22 protein-coding genes and 1 tRNA gene are annotated in these 17147 nt (G+C 67.8%); 4 read left to right on the top strand and 19 right to left on the bottom strand.

Annotated features, from left to right (window positions below; all coding sequences use genetic code 11):
- Positions 1-30: 30 nt before the first annotated feature.
- Positions 31-426: a hemophore-related protein gene (locus AC5Y2S_RS17050; protein WP_499901333.1), complete on the top strand. Its 396-nt coding sequence runs from the start codon at positions 31-33 to the stop codon at positions 424-426.
- Positions 427-440: 14 nt separating this feature from the next.
- A complete protein-coding gene (locus AC5Y2S_RS17045; protein ID WP_499901334.1) occupies positions 441-728 on the top strand; it encodes a hypothetical protein in 288 nt (95 codons plus the stop codon).
- Positions 729-741: 13 nt separating this feature from the next.
- Here the strand turns inward: AC5Y2S_RS17045 and AC5Y2S_RS17040 are convergent, their stop codons facing one another.
- The 11 genes from AC5Y2S_RS17040 to AC5Y2S_RS16990 all read right to left on the bottom strand — a co-directional run bounded on the left by AC5Y2S_RS17040 (position 742) and on the right by AC5Y2S_RS16990 (position 8429).
- Positions 742-1068, bottom strand: coding sequence for a hypothetical protein (locus AC5Y2S_RS17040; RefSeq protein WP_499901335.1), 327 nt, complete (start codon positions 1066-1068; stop codon positions 742-744).
- A 51-nt stretch (positions 1069-1119) separates the two neighbouring features.
- Positions 1120-3366, bottom strand: a complete 2247-nt coding sequence (locus AC5Y2S_RS17035) for an acyltransferase family protein (protein WP_499901336.1) — start codon at positions 3364-3366, stop codon at positions 1120-1122.
- Positions 3367-3508: 142 nt separating this feature from the next.
- Positions 3509-3847, bottom strand: a complete 339-nt coding sequence (locus tag AC5Y2S_RS17030) for a hypothetical protein (RefSeq protein ID WP_499901337.1) — start codon at positions 3845-3847, stop codon at positions 3509-3511.
- Positions 3848-3996: 149 nt separating this feature from the next.
- Positions 3997-4371 carry a DUF732 domain-containing protein gene (locus tag AC5Y2S_RS17025; RefSeq protein WP_499901338.1) on the bottom strand — a complete coding sequence of 125 codons (375 nt, stop codon included), beginning with the start codon at positions 4369-4371 and terminating at the stop codon, positions 3997-3999.
- Between the two features lie 76 nt (positions 4372-4447).
- Positions 4448-4750: a hypothetical protein gene (locus AC5Y2S_RS17020; protein WP_499901339.1), complete on the bottom strand. Its 303-nt coding sequence runs from the start codon at positions 4748-4750 to the stop codon at positions 4448-4450.
- Between the two features lie 593 nt (positions 4751-5343).
- Positions 5344-5829, bottom strand: a complete 486-nt coding sequence (locus AC5Y2S_RS17015; protein ID WP_499901340.1) for a MarR family winged helix-turn-helix transcriptional regulator — start codon at positions 5827-5829, stop codon at positions 5344-5346.
- A gap of 39 nt (positions 5830-5868) precedes the next feature.
- A complete protein-coding gene (locus AC5Y2S_RS17010; protein WP_499957243.1) occupies positions 5869-6060 on the bottom strand; it encodes an SDR family NAD(P)-dependent oxidoreductase in 192 nt (63 codons plus the stop codon).
- Between the two features lie 72 nt (positions 6061-6132).
- Positions 6133-7074 (bottom strand): NADP-dependent oxidoreductase, encoded by a 942-nt coding sequence (locus tag AC5Y2S_RS17005; protein WP_499901342.1) that lies wholly within the window; start codon positions 7072-7074, stop codon positions 6133-6135.
- A gap of 118 nt (positions 7075-7192) precedes the next feature.
- On the bottom strand, positions 7193-7576 hold the full coding sequence (locus tag AC5Y2S_RS17000; protein ID WP_499957242.1) for a DUF4267 domain-containing protein: 384 nt from the start codon (positions 7574-7576) through the stop codon (positions 7193-7195).
- A gap of 22 nt (positions 7577-7598) precedes the next feature.
- Positions 7599-7916, bottom strand: coding sequence for an NIPSNAP family protein (locus AC5Y2S_RS16995; protein ID WP_499957241.1), 318 nt, complete (start codon positions 7914-7916; stop codon positions 7599-7601).
- Positions 7917-7952: 36 nt separating this feature from the next.
- On the bottom strand, positions 7953-8429 hold the full coding sequence (locus tag AC5Y2S_RS16990; RefSeq protein ID WP_499957240.1) for a DUF1772 domain-containing protein: 477 nt from the start codon (positions 8427-8429) through the stop codon (positions 7953-7955).
- Between the two features lie 100 nt (positions 8430-8529).
- Here AC5Y2S_RS16990 and AC5Y2S_RS16985 point away from each other — a divergent pair, with 100 nt between their 5' ends.
- Complete coding sequence (locus AC5Y2S_RS16985; protein ID WP_499957239.1) at positions 8530-9120, top strand: TetR/AcrR family transcriptional regulator; 591 nt, start codon at positions 8530-8532, stop codon at positions 9118-9120.
- A gap of 28 nt (positions 9121-9148) precedes the next feature.
- On the opposite strand, the gene AC5Y2S_RS16980 is transcribed toward AC5Y2S_RS16985, so the two are convergent.
- From AC5Y2S_RS16980 to AC5Y2S_RS16970, 3 genes are all read right to left on the bottom strand, one after another.
- Positions 9149-9883, bottom strand: a complete 735-nt coding sequence (locus AC5Y2S_RS16980; RefSeq protein WP_499957238.1) for an SDR family NAD(P)-dependent oxidoreductase — start codon at positions 9881-9883, stop codon at positions 9149-9151.
- Positions 9870-10769 carry a TIGR03619 family F420-dependent LLM class oxidoreductase gene (locus AC5Y2S_RS16975; RefSeq protein WP_499957237.1) on the bottom strand — a complete coding sequence of 300 codons (900 nt, stop codon included), beginning with the start codon at positions 10767-10769 and terminating at the stop codon, positions 9870-9872. Before AC5Y2S_RS16975 ends, AC5Y2S_RS16980 begins: the two co-directional genes overlap by 14 nt.
- 100 nt (positions 10770-10869) lie before the next feature.
- Positions 10870-11493, bottom strand: coding sequence for an NADPH-dependent F420 reductase (locus tag AC5Y2S_RS16970; protein ID WP_499957236.1), 624 nt, complete (start codon positions 11491-11493; stop codon positions 10870-10872).
- 96 nt (positions 11494-11589) lie between these two features.
- Here AC5Y2S_RS16970 and AC5Y2S_RS16965 point away from each other — a divergent pair, with 96 nt between their 5' ends.
- Entirely contained in the window at positions 11590-12078 is a 489-nt protein-coding gene (locus AC5Y2S_RS16965; RefSeq protein ID WP_499957235.1) for a MarR family winged helix-turn-helix transcriptional regulator, read from the top strand.
- A gap of 56 nt (positions 12079-12134) precedes the next feature.
- On the opposite strand, the gene AC5Y2S_RS16960 is transcribed toward AC5Y2S_RS16965, so the two are convergent.
- From AC5Y2S_RS16960 to AC5Y2S_RS16940, 5 genes are all read right to left on the bottom strand, one after another.
- Positions 12135-12211 (bottom strand) — tRNA-Met (locus AC5Y2S_RS16960).
- Between the two features lie 65 nt (positions 12212-12276).
- Entirely contained in the window at positions 12277-12888 is a 612-nt protein-coding gene (locus tag AC5Y2S_RS16955) for a DsbA family oxidoreductase (protein ID WP_499957234.1), read from the bottom strand.
- The gene (locus AC5Y2S_RS16950; protein ID WP_499957233.1) at positions 12881-14026 is read right to left on the bottom strand and encodes a glycerate kinase; all 1146 of its coding nucleotides are present in this window, start codon (positions 14024-14026) and stop codon (positions 12881-12883) included. The genes AC5Y2S_RS16955 and AC5Y2S_RS16950 overlap by 8 nt, the downstream gene beginning before the upstream one ends.
- Positions 14026-15723: an L-lactate permease gene (locus tag AC5Y2S_RS16945; RefSeq protein WP_499957232.1), complete on the bottom strand. Its 1698-nt coding sequence runs from the start codon at positions 15721-15723 to the stop codon at positions 14026-14028. The genes AC5Y2S_RS16950 and AC5Y2S_RS16945 overlap by 1 nt, the downstream gene beginning before the upstream one ends.
- A complete protein-coding gene (locus AC5Y2S_RS16940) occupies positions 15724-17094 on the bottom strand; it encodes an FAD-binding oxidoreductase (protein ID WP_499957231.1) in 1371 nt (456 codons plus the stop codon).
- Between the last annotated feature and the right edge of the window lie 53 nt (positions 17095-17147).

Below are 17147 nucleotides of genomic sequence, written 5' to 3'. Positions count from 1 at the left end.
AGATGGTCTATGCGCAGGAAGGGGCTCGCCATGTTTCTCCCAACCACCTCCATTCGGCGCCGGGTTGTCGTCGGTGCGATCGGTGCCGGCGCGGTCACCGGCACACTGCTGTTTGCCGCCGCGGGAACCGCCGCGGCCGATCCGCCACCACGGCCCGCCAACTGCACTGCCGGGGACGTGGCGGGTGTCGCCGCCGGTGTCGCGGCGTCGCTCTCGACCTATTTGTTCACCCACCCGGACGTCAATGGGTTCTACACCGGCCTTCAGGATCGGCCCAAAGATCTGATCCGCGACGACGTGCAGAACTACTTCAACGCCAACCCGCAAGAGCAGGCCGACCTGGAGAACATCCGTCAGCCGCTCGTCGACATCAGGCAGCGTTGCCAGTGGACTCCGCTGCTCGGCGACAGCGGCGCCACCCCGTAGGAAAGGAGATCGCGATGAATCTGTGGGCGCGGTCGTGGACCGTCGCGGGAGCCACGGTGCTGGCCCTTACCGCGATCCCGGAAATCTATGCCGTCGTGCAGCCCCCCGGCGTGGCCAACGCCGACGTCTGCGCGAGCGTCGGCCGGCGCGTTTCGGTGAGCGGGTGCACCAACGTCGCCGACACCGTCAACACCTACGCCCCGCCGCCGGGCGACTATGCGCCACTGCCGCAAGACTTCACGCCGAACGTGAACGTCTGCGCCGGGGTGGGCCGGCGAGTTCATGTGAGCGGGTGCTTCTAACAGCGCGACGGCACTAGTCCTCGGACTTGTCGGAGTCCTCTGACTTATCGGACTCGTCTGACTTGTCGGAGTCGTCGGACTCGTCCTCCGACTTATCCGCTTCGTCGGAGTCCTCAGACTTGTCGGAGTCGTCGGACTTCTCGGACTTATCCGAGTCCTCGGACTTCTCCGCTTCGTCGGCCTTGTCGGCGTACTTGGTCAGGAGCCCGGCTAGCTTGCGGGCCTCCTCGGGTGCCAACGTATCTTCGAATAACTGCTTGTCGCCGTCAGAGATGCGCTCAAGGCAAACCGCGTTGCTCTTGACGCTGACATCCCACCGGCCCTCCTCCTGACGAACCATGCGATTCGGTTACCCATTTCTGCGGCAGGACAACGGCTCAGCGGCGTCGTGTCAGTGCAACGCGCGGTCGGCCAGGGCCGCTATCGCCGGCGCCAGCAGCCGGGAGTATTCGAGCGTCAGGTGGCCCGCGTCGACATAGACCAGGGTGTTTCCGACGACGACGGGGCAGCGCTTCGCGGTGCAGAACAGCTCGGACAGGTCGGCGTACTGTCCGCCACCGGCCTTGACCGCGGCGGCCTCGGCCGCCATGCCGGGCCGGTCGAAGGCGTACGACATGGGCGGCGAGCAGGCCGTCGCGTCATCGAGGTGCTCGGACAGGCAGCCCGGCACCGAGGTCGTCAGGTGCGGGAGCGGCCCGAGCACCAGCACCTTGGCGCCGGTTTCGCGCAGTTGACGCACCAGGCGGGTCAGGCCGTCGTTCCATGCCTGGTCGTATGACGAGAACCCCGACAGGAATCCGTTGCTGTGGGTGGCCGTGTACCCGCGAAACACGCTCACCATGACGAGCGCCGGGTGCTCGGCGCGTAGCCGGTCCATGATCTGACCGCGCCATTGCCCGCATTTCTGCAGGTATTCGACCAGCGGACTGACGATCGGGTTGGCGACGGGCAGGTCCATCATCGGGCAGGCCGCCTTCGCCATGGCTTCGAGCCGCCACGGCCGCTGCTTGCCGATCTGCTGGAACGCCGGAATCCACATCGAGGAATGCGAGTCGCCGACCATGGCCACCGTCGTCTTGGAGGCGGTGTCACCCATCGCGCATTCGGGTTGTCCGCTCTGGAAGGGCGCGCGCAGGCAGCCGTTGAACAACATCGCCCCGATTTCGCCCGCCGCGTCGCCGAGCGTCGGGCTCATGTTCGACGGCACGGCCTTCACATCGGCGGACGACGCGACCGCGGCCTGCACCTGTGAGAACACGTCCTGCACCGCCGCGTCATAGGCCTCGATGCTGTCCCCGGTCGGGCGGGCAGGCGCGGTGATCGTCAGCGGCGTGGCCTGCGCGCCGCGCGCAACCGCGACGGGCATCGGCATGGACGACACCCACATCAGCAAGGCGACGCCGACACAGGCCGCGGCCGACGTGGCGACACCGCCGACCGCCAGGCTTTTCATCGGGGACTTGCGCAGCACAGCGGCGTATCGCAACGGGTTCTCGATGAACCGCAGCGTGAGCCACCCCAGCCCGCCAGAGACGACGACCGCCGCCACGAACCTGCCGGCCAGCCCCAGCGGGTGACCCACCAGGATCGGCGCGAACACCAGCACCGGCCAGTGCCACAGATACCACGAGTAGGACAGCCGCCCGATAAACCGCATCGGTGACCAGCCGAGGACGCGCCCCGCGCCCCGCGACGGGGTCGAACACCCGGCGCCGAGCACCAGCGCGGTGCCCACCACGGGCAACAGCGCGGCGGTGCCCGGATAGGGAACGTCCGGGGTCAAGAAGACGCAGGCCCACAGGACCATGGCCATCCCGCCCCATCCCGTGATCACCGCCGCTCGCGCCGGGAGCCGTCGCCAGTACTCGGCCGTGAGGGCCACCAAGGCGCCGGCGGCCAACTGCCAGGCCCGCGTGAACAGCGAGAAGTACGCCGCCAGCGGCATCACGTAGGTGATCAGCAGCGACAGCGCGAACGACACGGCCGCGATCACCGTCACGAGGACCAGGTACGGGCTTCTCGATGGACTCGGTGCAGGGGCCTCACCGGCCTTCGCGCGCCGCGGCAACCGCCGGATCAGCCACGCCGTGCCGACGATCATGGGCGGCCACAACAGGTAGAACTGTTCCTCCACGCCCAATGTCCAGTAGTGCTGGAACGGCGAGGGCGTGCCGCCGGAGAAATAGTCGACCTGCTGGACGATGAACCAGAAGTTCGGGACGTACAGCGCGCACGCGATCGCGTCCTTCAAGGCGCTTTGCGCCTGCACCAGGGGCAGCAGCAGGGCCGCGGCGATCGCGGTGGCGACGCCGACCGTGGCCGACACCGGCAGCAGCCGGCGGGCGCGGGCCCCATAGAACTTGCGCAGCCCGATGGTGCCGGTAGTGCTCACCTGGCGCCAGAGCTGCCCCGTGATGACGAAGCCCGAGATCTCGAAGAAGATGTCGGGACCGACGAAGCCACCGCTGACGCCGGGCATGGAGATGTGGAAGCCGAGAATGGCCAGCAGCGTGAAGCCGCGCAAGCCCTCGATATCGTCGCGGAACCCGGGCTCCGCCGGCCGCTGGGCCGACCCCCCTTGAGCATGGCTTACGACGCCGCGAGCGGTGCTTACGGCGTCGGCTTGGCGCACAGTCACGCGCTAATGGTCCCAGAGGTGTCCCCGTTGGGCAGGAAAATGGCCCCCGCAGTCACTCCGAGGGCCATTTCCGCTAGTGGCTGTCAAATGGACTTGGTCACACGCCGAGGAAGTGGAGTGAAAGCCACGAAGCCCGGTTGCGCTAACCGGCGGCGCCCCAAACCAGCAGTGACTGCGGATCTGCGGGATCCACCTTGACGTTGATCCGAGCCCCCTCGGAGATTCCGTTGAGGGTTACATCGTGCATCGACTGCGATACCCGCACCTGGTAGTCAGCACCGCTAGCCGGGTGCACTGTGAGCTCGAAATCGATTTGGTGCCCACCGCCGAGCTGAGTGCCCGTTTCACGCATCGAGTCCACCGTGGCCGGCGTCAGCACACCTGACTGGTTCAGCCTCATGATCTTGTCGCGCGTGGCCGCCTGGCCCACCGGGTTCATCGCCTGCATGGCGGTGCCCTTCAGCTTGTCCATAAATCCCATGTCGCCTGCTCCTTGTCTCGGGAAGCCTGTTCGTTCCTTGCAGTACGACTAGACGCCGCTCGCGCAGCTACCGATCCCAACGTGGCGCCGAGCACGGAAATGGCCCCCGGGCGGGTCTTAGGGGCCGACCGGCGTTATGGCCATTGCGATCACATCATCGGGGGAAACGGCAGCAGCCAGATCACCGATGGGTCGACAGAGCCTCGATATTGGGGGCAATATGCTGCCACCGAAGCGCCGACGAAGAACCCGGCGTCCCGCCTCGACGAGATGTCGAGCTTCGAGTCGTTCATCAGCTTGAGCGCAATGACGCTTGAGTCTTGGCCCTTGTCGAGTGCGGCGCACACCCCATGGCCGTGCGCAATCACGGTGTCGCGGTTGTCGGTGTTGATTCCGTAGTTCGACAGCGCCCCGATGAACGCATCATCGTTGGGGTCTGCCGACGCCGACGCTGCGGGAACCAGCGCGGTCGTGCATAGCAGCGCCGCGCAGACTCTCCACCACTTCACGGGACCGGCGTTCATGCGGGTCGCGGCCTCCTGTCTGTGCGGGCGATCGCATTCCAGTCAACGACGACCCAAATGAACGAGCGCTGCTCTATCAACCCGATTTTGACAGCGGCACTTGCGGCGGGCTCGCGCCTTGCTTGCTTTGCCCGTTTGTTTCAGGTGCGGTCACCTCGTGCAGCTTGACGGGCTGCGAGCGCCAGCCCAGGTACCCGAGGGCCACGCTGATGGCGGTGTAGACAATGGCCTCAGTCCACATGAATCCGACGCCCCACTTCCGCCCCAGGAAGATCGGCTCATCGATGATGCCGTTGGATGCGGCTATGGCGTAGCCTGCGTGGGCGTAGGCAATTCCACCGAAGGCTCCACTGAAGAATTTGCTCACTTCGCGGTTCATTTTTCTCTCCTGTCCGACCAAGCCAGCAGGTCGTGCGATCTCACTGTCGGCCCTCCACTTCCATTGGAAGTAGGGGCCAAAGTCCTTCGACGTCGGACCCTTTGTCGCATTCCGGTTGCCGCCGGCAGGGCGAGGAGGCCGCGATTCCCGGCGACCGGGATCTCCCCCGAAATTGGGAAACTCGAATACCGTTACGGAATATGGAGTTTCGCATCCCCGACGTGTCGCGTAGTAGTCGAGCGGGGCAACCCTTTCGAGCGACTAACGCTTAGGAATCCGGAATCAGCGGACCCAGCGGGATGGAGGGAGCGTCAACGATGCCAGGCGGGAGGTCGGGCCCCGGCGGCTTGGAGGGTTTGGTCGGGCGCGTGGGCGTGGGCACCGGAGACGACGGGTCGCTTTGTGCCACGCCCGCACCCAGTCCCACGGTGGCCAAACTCAGTCCGCCGGACACCACCGCCATAGCGACGAGTTGCTTAAGCTTCAGTTCCCAACTCCCGGTCCCGTTTTTCGTCCATGACCCAGTTTCTGCTCAACACTCGTTGAGCGCCTAGGGCCAAACGGCTCCACGTTTGACGGCAACACGCAGCCGGTCAGCGTGCGCGCCGCGCGCGTGCGGCGGAACGGGGTGGCCGAGAACGCATGTGGTCGCGGGCGCGGCCCATCATCTCGCCGAGGGTGCGGACGTCCCGATCGGAGAGCGAGTCGAACAGCGCGTCGCGCACGACGTCGATGTGGCCGGGTAGGACCTGGGCGACGCGGGCTCGGCCGTCGTCGGTGATGCTGACGACGGTGGCGCGCTGGTCGTCGGGCGAAGCGGCCCGCGTGATCAGGCCCTCCTTTTCCAATAGCCCGGCCTGATGGGTCAGGCCGGAGCGGCTGTACACCACGCCGTCGGCCAGGTCGGTCATGGTGAGTGGGCGCCCCGCGTCGGCAAGCTTGGCGAGGATCTCGAATTGCACGTAACTCAGGCCGCCGTCGGCCTGTAGCTGCTCGCGCACCGCGTACTGCAGCAGGCTGACGGCCTCCATCAGGGCGAAGTACGTCCGCAGCTGGACGGGGTTGAGGGCCTTGGCCACGGTTCGAGCGTAGTGCTTCGACATCGAAGCGCCATCGGTTCAGCCGGCGGTGTTCGAAAGATCCGCGACCACGGTTCGGACCTTCACCTCGGGGTGCGCGTCGGCGAATTGCGCCAACCGCTCAGCGCGCCTGCCGACGATCACCAGGTCGTAGCCTTCGGCGGCGAGGCGTTCGGCGTATGCGCGACCGATTCCCGAGGTGGCCCCGGTGACGAGTGCGAGCTTGCCCATGATGCTGTTCCTTTCGGGTGGGGCCGTCGCGGGCGACGGCCCCATCTCACTGAATGTGGTTGTGGCAGTGCGTTACTCGGCCGGAATGAGGATGGTCTTGCCGTGCAGGTGGCCGGCGTCGGAGTCGGCGTGCACGGCCGCGGCCCGCTCGAGCGGGCGGCGATCGGCGACCTCGATCCGCAGTTGACCGTCGTCGACGCGACTGACCAGGGCGGCGAGCTGGGCGGCATCGCTGCGGACGAAGACCCGCTGCGAGCGCACTCCCCGGCCCGGGTTTTCTGGTCCGAAAACCATTGTGCCGACGTGGAATCCGCCGTCGGTGACCACGCCGATGAGGGCTTCGGTCTGCTCGTCGGTGGTGCTGACCAGGTTGAGCACCACGTCGAACGGCCCACCCTCGACGTCGATCGGCGAGTGGGTGTAGTCGATGTAGTCGACGATGCGGTCGGCACCCAGGCCGCGCAGCCGCTCGGCGTCGCGCGCCTTGGCGGTCGCGGTCACCACTGCGCCGGCCTGCTTGGCCAACTGAACGGCGTAGCCGCCGACCGCACCCGAGGCCCCGTTGATCAGCACCGACTGCCCGGCGGTGAGCCCGGCGATCTCGAACAGGGCCTGCCATGCGGTCAGCGCCGGTTCGGGCAGGGCCGCCGCATCGGCCAGCGGGACCGACATCGGGGCGGCGGCCAGCGAGTCGGCCGGCACCAGCGCGTACTGGGCGGCGGCGCCGTCGGCGTCCAGGGGCAGGAACGCCACCACCGCGTCGCCGGCCTTCCAGCCCGTCACGCCCTCGCCGAGCTCGGCTACGGTCCCCGCCACGTCGACGCCGGGAGTGTGCGGGAAGCTGACCTGGTACACCTCGGCCAGATAGCCCCCGCGGATGCCGGCGTCGACCGGGTTTAACGAGGTGGCAGCGACCTTCACCAGCACTTGCTGCGGGCCCGGCACCGGGCGCGGGGCCTCCTCGTATCGCAGAACGTCGCTACCGCCGTACTCGTGGTACCGCACAGCCTTCATGGTGTCCCTCCTTGGTCGGTTGCTTCGAGTTCGAAGCAGTTACGCCGCTTACAACTCGCTTCGATATCGAAGCAATTCCCCGGGTGTTATGTGATCGTCGCCATACCGGCGTCGTCGCTCAGGACACCAACAGGAGCGCGGTCGTGACGAGCATGACGGCGGCGGTCCCGCCGTGGACACCCCAGGCGACCGACTTGGAGCCGCCGTTGCGCAGCACGATGGCGGCGTCGGCAACCGGAATGATCGTGGCGGCCAACATCACCCAGCCGACGAGGTGGGTCGCGCCCGCGATCATCAGGATGATGACGAACAGCCCCGAGGCGATGTCGCGCACACCCTTGACGCTGAGGTAGGCGCCCGCACCCGGTTGGTCCAGATCGGGTACCACGCCGTAGCCGGCGGCCGCGACGCGCGGCGCGGCGAGGAAGCGGGCGCCGATGAAGATGATGGCCGCGGCGAGCAGGCCGGCGAGGACGTAGCCGATGATGGCGATGACGGTCATGTCGAGCACTCCTAGAGTTTCGTCAGCGAATTGGTGAAAACGGTGTCGGGTCAAGCAGTCTCGTCTGGACATCGACGATGTCCTCGACGTCGAAGCCGGCCATGTCGGCGGCGAACTCCGGGCTGGCCATGATGTGGCGCGTGAGTTGGTCGGGGTCGGCGCCCGCGGGGTAGCCGATCAGCGCGACGAGTCGGTTCGCGTCGCCGCCGCGCTCGGTCCAGACACCGTGCGTGGCGACCCCGAACTTCTCGAAGGTGGGCAGGTGCCGCGCCCAGTGCACCGTCGCATATTGGTGCAGAGCCTCCGGCGATCGCAGCGTGTAGATCCTGAGCTGAAACATCGGAATCGGTCTCCTCGCAGTCGAATTCGGTTGGCATCAGAGCACCAGCGCCGCGCACAGGGCCGCCACCGCCAGACCTTGCAGCGTCGCGCGGACGGCGATGATCGAGTCCCATTTCGCCTGCAGCGCAATCCCGTTAGGGAGCACGTGGCCCGCGTCGCTGGCCGCCGTCATCTGCCGGTTGATCGGTGCGCTGATCCGGGTGTAGAGCACGAGCCACACCACCAGCAGGACCAGCGCGGCGCCCGCCGCGATCGCCTGCGCCCAGTGCGCGGAGACCGCGGCCAGTGCCGCGCTCACCGCCGCGGCCACGACGCCGAGCACCCCGGGCACCGGCATGCGCCGGTCTCCGTACCGGTGCACCCGTCCCATGACCGCGACCAGGGCATCGTTGTCCAGCGACGCCAGGGCCGGTCGCATCACCATGGCGCAAAACACGTCGGTGCCATAGACCGCGGCGGTGCCCAGCACCGCGATCAGCGCCGCGGCCCGGGTGATGTCGTCCAAGTTCATTTCGTAGCTCCCCTCGGTGGTAGGTGTTAGCAACGCTAACCCTTCGGCCGGGTCTGCGTCAATAGCATTGCTAGTCTTTATAGCCGTGATATCTTGGGCCATGCCCATCGAGGATCGTCGTGAGCGCGAACGGACCGCCCGCCGGCGGCTGATCGTCGGAACCGCACGCAGGCTGGCCGAGGCCGAGGGCTGGGATGCCGTCACCACCCGTCGGCTGTCCACCGAGATCGAGTACAGCCAGCCGGTGCTGTACAAGCACTTCGCCGGCATGGAACAGATCGCCGACGCCGTCGCCCTCGACGGGTTCGCCGAACTCGCCGAAGTGATCCGGGCCGCCCATTCCGACACCGGCGCGGCCGGTGACACCCTGACCCGGGTGGCACGCGCCTACCTGGATTTCGCCCGCGACAACCCGGCGGTGTACGACGCGATGTTTACCCGCACGACCACTTTGCAATTCGCCGCCCAGGACACCCCGCCCCAGCTGATGGAGGCCTTCTCCGCGTTGCATCAAGCGGTCGGCGCTGTCGCCGGTGAACAGGATGCAGACACGCTCACCGAAGTGTTCTGGGCCGCGCTGCACGGCCTGGTCACCCTGGGCCGTACCGGACGGCTGCGCCCCGAGTACGAGTCGGAGCGTCTCCAACTTCTCGTCGACGAGTTCACCGGCAGACTACAAAAGAGCCGCTAGGCCGAGCATCGATCCGAACAGTGCGTAGTCAGACTGCCGTGGTGCCGCCGTCGACAATCAACTCCATACCGTTGACATAGCTCGAGTCGTCCGAGGCGAGGAACAGGGCGACCGTCGCGATCTCCTCAGGGCGGCCCATCTTTCCCCGCGGGATCAGGGATTCAAACTGTGCCTTGGTCTCCTCGTCGAACAGCTGCTCCTGTATCGGTGTGGCGACTTGCCCCGGGGTCAGCACGTTGACCCGAATCCTCCTGCCCTTCAACTCGTTCAACCACACGCGCGCGTAGGCGTGCAGGACAGCCTTGCTGCCCGCGTACACACTCCAGGAAGGAAAACCCTTGACCGAAGCGATCGACCCGGTCATGAAGATCGAGCCCCCGTCGTTGAACAGGGGCAAGGCCTTCTGCACCGTGAACAGCGTGCCGCGTGCGTTCAGCCCGAAAGTCGCATCGAAGTGCTGCTCCGTGATCTCGCCAAGCTTGCGCGGCTCACCCATCCCGGCACTGGCCCACAACACGTCGACGGCGCCCTTTTCCCGCCCGACCGCGTCGAACAAGCGGTCCAGATCGTCCAGGTTGGCCGAATCCGCTTGCACGCCCGTCACGTTCCGGCCGATCAGCTCGACGGCTTCATCCAGCGCTTCCTGCCGCCGACCCGAGATGAAGACGTGAGCTCCCTCGTCGACGAACAACTTGGCACCAGCCACCGCCATCCCGCTTGATCCACCGGTGATCACCGCTACCTTGCCGTCAAGCTTTCCCATCATTACCCCATCGATCGATCACCTGGCCGGCGAAGTCGAGCATCTGGTCGAGGGTGGGAAACATTGCGAAGGCATCCAGGATCGCCTCATCAGCCCCCGACTGGGCGAGGCGCTCGAGCCTGACGGCAACCGAGTCAACGGACGTGCCCGGTTCGAGGTTGATCCGCATCGCCGTCTTCAGCGCGTCAGGATCGCGGCCGGCGTCCTTCGCCGCACGGCGCGCAATCGACCACAGGTGGTCGGTGACCTCGTCCTGCAGCCCCTCCACCCCGAGCCAACCGACGCCGCTGCGGCCGACCCGGCGCATCGCGGCCTCGCTCGCACCGCCGATCCAGATGGGCGGGCCGCCGGGCTGGACCGAACGCAGGTCGGCATGGACCGGCGGCAGCGAGAAGAACTCGCTATCCCAGGACACCGGGGTCGTCGTCCACCACTCGCGGAGGAACGCCAGCAGGTCATCGAGCATCTGCCCGCGCCGGCGCCAGTCCGCGCTACGGGCGATGTCGTGTTCGTCCTTCATCCACCCGATTCCCACGCCGACGTCGAGGCGGCCGTCGCTGAGCACGTCGAGCGTGGTCAGCAGCCGGGCCAGGTGCACCGGCTCGTAGTAAAACGTGCTGAGCGTGCTGGCGTTGAGCCGCACCCGGCTGGTCGCGGTCGCGGCGACCGTCCAGAGCAGCACCGGATCGAGGTAACGCGTCATTTGTGCCGGGTACGGCTGCTCTTTGCCCGGATAGGTGCTGTGCATGTCGACCGGCGTGACCAGCCGATCGCCGACCCACAGCGTGTCGTAGCCAAGGTCCTCGAGTCCGCGGCAGAACGCGCTCAGACCCGCGGCGCTGGTGATAGCGGGCCCGACTATGGGAAGTGCGAAACCGAGCTTCATCGCGGAAATCCTCTCCAAAATTCTTTAGATGATCCATCAACCATTATTTGGGTGCACGGCGCTCTTGCTGATTCACGGCTCGAACCCTCGGCAGCCCGGCTCAGCCCGGAACTGCGGCGCCGAGGGCGAAGTCGAAGCTCCCCACCCCGTGGCGGGCGAGGCCCATCACGACAAGGCCCGTTCCTTCCAGCCAATGCGCCATGTTCAAGCCGCCGACGTCCAGCGGACGCAGCCCGAGGCTCTCGACGAACTCCGCCACGCCCGCCTTGGCGCGCGCGTCGTCGCCGGCGATGAAGACGTCGAGGGGCCGGCCCTTGGACAGGACGACACCGAAGATGGTGTTGAACGCCTTCACCACGCTGGCGCTGGCCGGGGCCGCCTTGGCAACTTCCAGCGCGATCGAGGTGTCGTCGGGGATGGCCAGCCCGTCGGCGGCGGAATTGAAGGGGTTGCTGATGTCGACGATGACTTTGCCCGCGAGGGCGTCTCCGTACCGGGCGACGACCGGAACGACATCGGCGTACAACAGGGCCACGATGACGATGTCCCCGGCCGGGACGGCCCCGAACTCTCCCGTCGTGGCGCCGCCGCCGAGGACCTTGGCCAGGTCGGCCGCCTTGGCCGGGTCGCGGCCGATGACCTCGACGGTGTTGCCGCCCGCTACCGCCAGCGCGCCGATGGCGCGGGCCATGTTGCCGGTGCCGATGATGCTGATGCTGCTCATGGAGGTTCCCCCTGGAAAGCGATGATCGAAAGGTTGACGTGTCTACCTTAGGGATATTTTGGTGACGCGTCAACCAATCGGTTAACATGGGAGCTAATGGAACCGAACTGGCTGAACCCTGGTGAAGACCGCGCCTGGCGGGCCTTCCAGCATGCGCATCATCAGCTCGATGTGCACCTGAACCGGGGCCTGCAGAAATCGGGTCTGTCCGGGGCCGACTACGAGATCCTGGCGGTGCTCTCCAGTCACGACGGGGACCGCATGCCCGCCCGCGACCTGTGTAACGCGCTCGGCTGGGAGAAGAGCCGTGTCTCCCACCAGGTGCGACGCATGCAGAAGGCCGGGCTGATCTGTCGCGAGCCCAACCCCGGCGACGCCCGGAGCACCATGGTCTGCCTCTTGCCTGCCGGCCGCGCCGCCATCGAGAAGGCGGCGCCCGGGCACGTGGAGGACGTCCGCCGGAACTTCATCGACCTGCTCACCCCGGCAGAGCTCGACATGCTCGCCGCCCTCAACGAACGAGTCCTGCGCCACCTGGCCGAAGACGGCGACTCCCCCGCCGAAGACGAGCCCGGACGCGGGTAAGCGTCCCAGCGGGCACGAAAATGGCCCCCGGAGAAATCTCCGGGAGCCATTTCACCTGGTAGCGGGGACAGGATTCGAACCTGCGACCTCTGGGTTATGAGCCCAGCGAGCTACCGAGCTGCTCCACCCCGCGTTGGTAAATGACAGGTTACCGAACGCGCGTCGCGGCGGCCAAATCGCCGCCTGACCAGCCCGTTCTCACCGGCGCACGCGCGCGGTCAGCTCGCCGAGGCGCGCGAAGTCGCGCGCGGGCTGTAGGCCGACCATCAACCGCCCGTCGACCAGCCACGCCGGCGTGCCGTCGACGCCGCGGTGCCGCGCGACCCACTCGGCCTGGGCGACGGACGCCGCCGCGCCGCCGTCGGACAGGGCGGCGTGCAGGCGGCCCACGTCGACCCCGGCCAGGAGGGCGTGCCGGTCGACGACGGCCTGGTCGTCGATGTCCTCGCCGAAAACGAAGTGCGCGTCGAACAGCCGGCGGTGCAGTTCGGCGAACGCGTCGGGCTGATTGAGCCGCGCCCACTCGGCGGCGGCCAGCGCCCTGCGACTGTGCGGCATCCGCCTGGGCCAGTGCAGGGGCATCCCCACCGCTCGGGCCTGCCGTTCGATCAGCGCGTGCCTCGGCCCGTGGCCGAACCTCATCGGCACGCCGCCGGGCGGCATGCCCGGGTGCGCCTGGAACGGCAGCAGGACCACGTCGAACCCCGCCTCGACGAGGATGGCCGTCCGGTGCTGCCCGACATAGGAGAACGGGCAGGCGAAGTCGTACCAGTGCAACACCGTGCGTTCGTCGTAGTAGGGCTCACTCATCGTTTCCTCCCTGGCGCGGCGTGGATTCCCGGATCAGCGCTTCGGTGGCCCGCGTCAGCAGGCCGGCGGCGTGGGTGGTGCAGCGCCGAAGGTCGGGCTCCAATTCGTTCAGGGTGCGGACGGCGGCGAAGCCGGCCGCGCGAGCCTGGGCGCCGGTCAGGGTCGACACCCCGGCGATGGCGAACGTCGGCACGCCGTGCCGGTGGGCACGCCGGGACACGCCGACGGGCGCCTTGCCGCGCAGGGATTGGACGTCGAGCGAACCTTCCCCGGTCAATACCACCCTGGCGCCCAACAGGTTTCGGTCCAGCTCGATGAGTTCGAGGATCATTTCGATGCCGGGACGCATACGGGCACCCAGGACGGACAGCGCCGCGAAGCCGACGCCGCCCGCGGCGCCGGCGCCGGGTTGGTTTCGGCAGTCGGTACCGGTCGCCCGGTCGACGATGTCCGCCCACCGGGACAGGCCGCGGTCGAGCGCGGCCACCTGGTCGCCGTCGGCTCCCTTCTGGGGCCCGTAGACGATCGCGGCACCGTTCGCGCCGCACAGCGGGTTGTCCACATCGGCGGCGAGCGTGAAGGCGCTCCGCCCGATCGCGGGATGCAGCCCGCTCAGGTCGAGCCGATCGGCCCGCGCCAGACCGTGACCGTCGGGCGGGACCGAGTTCCCGTGGTGGTCAAGGACTTCGGCACCCAGCGCGACCAGCATGCCGGCGCCGCCGTCGGTGCTCGCGCTGCCCCCGACGGTGACGACGATGTCGCGGCAACCGTCGTCGAGCGCGCGGCCGATCATGCTGCCCAATCCGTAGGTGGTGGCGGTCATCGGGGCGGGCGTCGCGGACGGCAGCCGCTGCAGGCCGCACACGTCGGCCAGCTCGATGACCGCGCGCCTGCCCCTGCGCGCGTAGGCGGTGTGCACCCCCGCACCGGTCGGTCCGCTGACATAGGCGGGCATCCGCTCAAACCCGGTGGCCAGGACGGCATTTAGCGTGCCCTCCCCGCCGTCGGCGACGGGGCAAGCGACGATGGTCGCCCGCGGGTCGGCCCGCCACACGCCCTGCTCCATCGCCCGCGCGGCCTCGTCCGCCCGCAACGATCCCTTGAACTTGTCTGGCGCCAGGACGATGTGGCCGCCCATCAAACGACCATCCAGCCGAGCCACGGGGTGCTCTGCAGGTACACCAGGACACACATCAGCGCCAGCAACAGCAGGCTCCACTTGAGCACCGTGCGGAACAGGTCGCCCTCTTTGCCCTTCATCTGCACCGCCGCGGTGGCGATGACCAGACTCTGCGGCGAGAGCATCTTCCCGATCACGCCGCCCGACGAGTTGGCCGCCGCCAGCAGGGTCGGGCTGAGACCGGCCGCGTGCGCCGCGCTGACCTGCAGCACCCCAAAGAGCGAGTTGGAGGAGGTGTCGGAACCGGTGACCGTGACCCCCAGCCAGCCGATGATCGGCGAGACGATCCCCAACAGGCCGCCGGCGCCTGCGATCCACAGGCCCAGCGTGGTGGTTTCGCCGGACAGGTTCAGCAGATAGGCGAGCGCCAGCACCAATCCGACGGTGATTGCGGCGCTGCGCAATTGGATCGCCGCCTGCGCGTACGCGCGTCCCGCCTGGCGCGGGGAAGTGCGCAGCACGAGCATGGTGAGCAGGCCGCTGACGAGAAGCAACGTACCCGCGGCGGCAAGGAAGTCGAGCTTGTAGGTGGTCAGCGGCGAGGCCTTGTGCGCGGCGTTGGCGACGTGCAGGCCGGGCCAGGAGACGCTGGTACCGCCGCGCTTGAGCAGCGCGGTGAACGGCTTCCACATCGACAGCGAGAAGATCACGGTGACCATCACGTACGGCGCGTACGCCAGCAGGATGTCCTTGCGGGAGTCGGTCACCTCGTCGCGCACCCCGCTCGCCGGCTTTGCGGTCAGCACCGATCCATTCGGAAGCACGGCGTGCGGGCGACTCAACGGCCCTGCCGCGCCTTCGGTTTCGCTCCTGCCCGCAACCTCCGCGCCGTCCAGCGGGACCTTCGGGCGCCAGACCCGAAGCAGCAGCACGATGGAACCGGCGCTGATGATCGATCCGGCGATGTCGGTGAGCTCGACGGAAAAGAAGTTGGAGCAAAGGAATTGGACGATCGCGTAGACGCCGCCGCCCATCGCGGCCGCCGGCCACGCCTGCTTGAGGCCGTTGCGGCCGTCGACCATGAAGATCAGGATGAACGGGACGATGCACGCCAGGATCGGGGTTTGCCGCCCGACCATCGCGCCGAGCGTGTCGAGGGGCAGCCCGGTCACCCCCGACAGCGCGACGATCGGAATCCCCAAGGAGGCGAAGGCCACCGGGGCGGTGTTGGCCACCAGCGCCACGGCGGCGGCCCTCAGCGGCGAGAAGCGCAGCGCGACCAACATCAGCGACGTGATGGCCACCGGGGTCCCGAAGCCGGCCAGGCCCTCGATGAGCGCGCCGAAGCAGAAGGCCACGATGACGGCCTGAATCCTATGGTCCGGCGAGATCGACGCCATGGACCTGCACAACACGTCGCGATGGCCGGTCTGCACGGTCAGGTTGTAGATCCAGATCGCGTTGAGCACCAACCACATAATGGGAAACATGCCGTAGGCGAACCCGAGCGCGGCGGAGTCGGCGACCTGGGCCGCGGGCATGTGATAGACCCCCCACGCGATCAGCGCCGCCGTGGCGACCCCGACGGCGGCCGCGATGGGCGCCCGCACCCGGAGGCCGCCCAGCAGGACGAACATGATCACCAGCGGCACCGCCGCGACGGCGGCGCTCCACCCGAGGGAATGGGCGACGGGCGTGTAGTCGGGCTGAAACATTTAGAGCACCACCCCGGGGTTGAGGATGTTCTGCGGATCCAGGGCCGCCTTGATGCGCCGGGTCAGTTCCATCACGTCGGGGCCCACCTGATCCGGCAGCCAGGCCTTCTTGAGCCGGCCCACGCCGTGCTCGCCGGTGATGGTGCCGCCGAGTTCGATTGCCAGGTGCATGATTTCGCCGAAGGACAAGTGCGCGCGCCGAGACTGGTCGGCGTCGGCCGGGTCGTGCACGATCAGCGGATGGGTGTTTCCATCGCCGGCATGGGCGATGACCGCGCAGACGATGCCACGCCGGTCCGCGATGGCCTCGATGCCCTCGATCAGCGCCGGTAGCGCCGGCAGTGGCACGCCGACGTCTTCGAGCAGGAGGTCACCGAGGCGCTCGACGGCCGGGATGGCGAATCGCCGCGCGGCGGTGAAGGCCTCGCCCTCTTTCGGGTCGTCGGTGGCGAACACGTCGGTGGCGTTGGCGTGCGTGAAAGCCTGGGCGATGAAGGCCATTTCGTTTTCCCGGTCGCCGGGCGAGTCGGACTGGGCGATGAGCATCGCCCGGGCGCCGAGATCCAGGCCCATCCGGAGGTGGCTTTCGACCGCCGCGATCGCGGTGCGGTCCATGAACTCGAGCATCGCGGGCCGCATGACCCGGGTGATGTTGCAGACCGCTTCGGTCGCATCGCGCACCGAGGCGAACGACGCCACCACGGTGCTGGCCGGCGGCTGCGGCGGCAGCAGGCGCAGCGTCAGCTCGGTGATGACGCCGAGCGTCCCCTCGCTGCCCACGAACAGCTTGGTCAGCGACAAGCCAGCCGAGTCCTTGAGGCGCGGCCCGCCGAGGCGCACGACCGTCCCGTCGGCCAGGACCACTTCCAGCCCGAGAATGTAATCGGTTGTCACGCCGTACTTCACACAGCACAGGCCCCCGGCGTTGGTCGCGGCGTTGCCGCCGATGGAACAGAACTCGAACGACGACGGATCGGGGGGATACCACAGACCATGCTCGGCGACGGCTCGTTTGACGTCGGCGTTGATGAGCCCCGGCTGCACCACCGCGGTGCGCGTAACGGGATCGACGTCGATGCCGCGCATCAGCTCGGTGGTGAGCACGATGCCGCCGCCGACGGCCGTGGCGCCGCCCGACAGACCGGAGCCCGCGCCGCGGGGCACGACCGGGATGCCGGAAGCGCTGGCCCAGCGCAGCACCGCCTGGACGTCCTCCGTGCTCCGGGCGCGCACCACCGCCAACGGGCGCCCGGCGTCTGGATCCTTGGCCCGATCTTGTCGATAGCTCTCGACCACGTCCGGGTCGGTGAGCACAAGCACGTCTGGGATGCCGGTGAGCACGTCACCGCCGCGTTCGTCCAGTGCCGTCATTGGCGAGTTCCATTTCGTATGTCGGAATTTTCATTTCGCGTTTTTCACCGTGG

The sequence above is a fragment of the Mycobacterium sp. NGS69 genome (assembly GCF_059812165.1).
Note: the sequence above shows the minus strand (reverse complement) of the source record. Positions and strands in the feature narration are given on the sequence as shown.

Excerpts from the sequence above, each read along its gene's own strand:
- AC5Y2S_RS17000 (WP_499957242.1), bottom strand. The coding sequence starts at position 7,576 with ATGACCGTCATCGCCATCATCGGCTACGTCCTCGCCGGCCTGCTCGCC.
- AC5Y2S_RS17010 (WP_499957243.1), bottom strand. The coding sequence starts at position 6,060 with ATGGGCAAGCTCGCACTCGTCACCGGGGCCACCTCGGGAATCGGTCGC.
- AC5Y2S_RS16970 (WP_499957236.1), bottom strand. The coding sequence starts at position 11,493 with ATGAGCAGCATCAGCATCATCGGCACCGGCAACATGGCCCGCGCCATC.
- AC5Y2S_RS16980 (WP_499957238.1), bottom strand. The coding sequence starts at position 9,883 with ATGGGAAAGCTTGACGGCAAGGTAGCGGTGATCACCGGTGGATCAAGC.
- AC5Y2S_RS16990 (WP_499957240.1), bottom strand. The coding sequence starts at position 8,429 with ATGAACTTGGACGACATCACCCGGGCCGCGGCGCTGATCGCGGTGCTG.
- AC5Y2S_RS17020 (WP_499901339.1), bottom strand. The coding sequence starts at position 4,750 with ATGAACCGCGAAGTGAGCAAATTCTTCAGTGGAGCCTTCGGTGGAATT.
- AC5Y2S_RS16995 (WP_499957241.1), bottom strand. The coding sequence starts at position 7,916 with ATGTTTCAGCTCAGGATCTACACGCTGCGATCGCCGGAGGCTCTGCAC.
- AC5Y2S_RS17005 (WP_499901342.1), bottom strand. The coding sequence starts at position 7,074 with ATGAAGGCTGTGCGGTACCACGAGTACGGCGGTAGCGACGTTCTGCGA.
- AC5Y2S_RS17030 (WP_499901337.1), bottom strand. The coding sequence starts at position 3,847 with ATGGGATTTATGGACAAGCTGAAGGGCACCGCCATGCAGGCGATGAAC.
- AC5Y2S_RS17045 (WP_499901334.1), top strand. The coding sequence starts at position 441 with ATGAATCTGTGGGCGCGGTCGTGGACCGTCGCGGGAGCCACGGTGCTG.
- AC5Y2S_RS17050 (WP_499901333.1), top strand. The coding sequence starts at position 31 with ATGTTTCTCCCAACCACCTCCATTCGGCGCCGGGTTGTCGTCGGTGCG.
- AC5Y2S_RS16965 (WP_499957235.1), top strand. The coding sequence starts at position 11,590 with ATGGAACCGAACTGGCTGAACCCTGGTGAAGACCGCGCCTGGCGGGCC.
- AC5Y2S_RS16950 (WP_499957233.1), bottom strand. The coding sequence starts at position 14,026 with ATGGGCGGCCACATCGTCCTGGCGCCAGACAAGTTCAAGGGATCGTTG.
- AC5Y2S_RS17025 (WP_499901338.1), bottom strand. The coding sequence starts at position 4,371 with ATGAACGCCGGTCCCGTGAAGTGGTGGAGAGTCTGCGCGGCGCTGCTA.
- AC5Y2S_RS16985 (WP_499957239.1), top strand. The coding sequence starts at position 8,530 with ATGCCCATCGAGGATCGTCGTGAGCGCGAACGGACCGCCCGCCGGCGG.
- AC5Y2S_RS16945 (WP_499957232.1), bottom strand. The coding sequence starts at position 15,723 with ATGTTTCAGCCCGACTACACGCCCGTCGCCCATTCCCTCGGGTGGAGC.
- AC5Y2S_RS17040 (WP_499901335.1), bottom strand. The coding sequence starts at position 1,068 with ATGGTTCGTCAGGAGGAGGGCCGGTGGGATGTCAGCGTCAAGAGCAAC.
- AC5Y2S_RS16955 (WP_499957234.1), bottom strand. The coding sequence starts at position 12,888 with ATGAGTGAGCCCTACTACGACGAACGCACGGTGTTGCACTGGTACGAC.
- AC5Y2S_RS16975 (WP_499957237.1), bottom strand. The coding sequence starts at position 10,769 with ATGAAGCTCGGTTTCGCACTTCCCATAGTCGGGCCCGCTATCACCAGC.
- AC5Y2S_RS16940 (WP_499957231.1), bottom strand. The coding sequence starts at position 17,094 with ATGACGGCACTGGACGAACGCGGCGGTGACGTGCTCACCGGCATCCCA.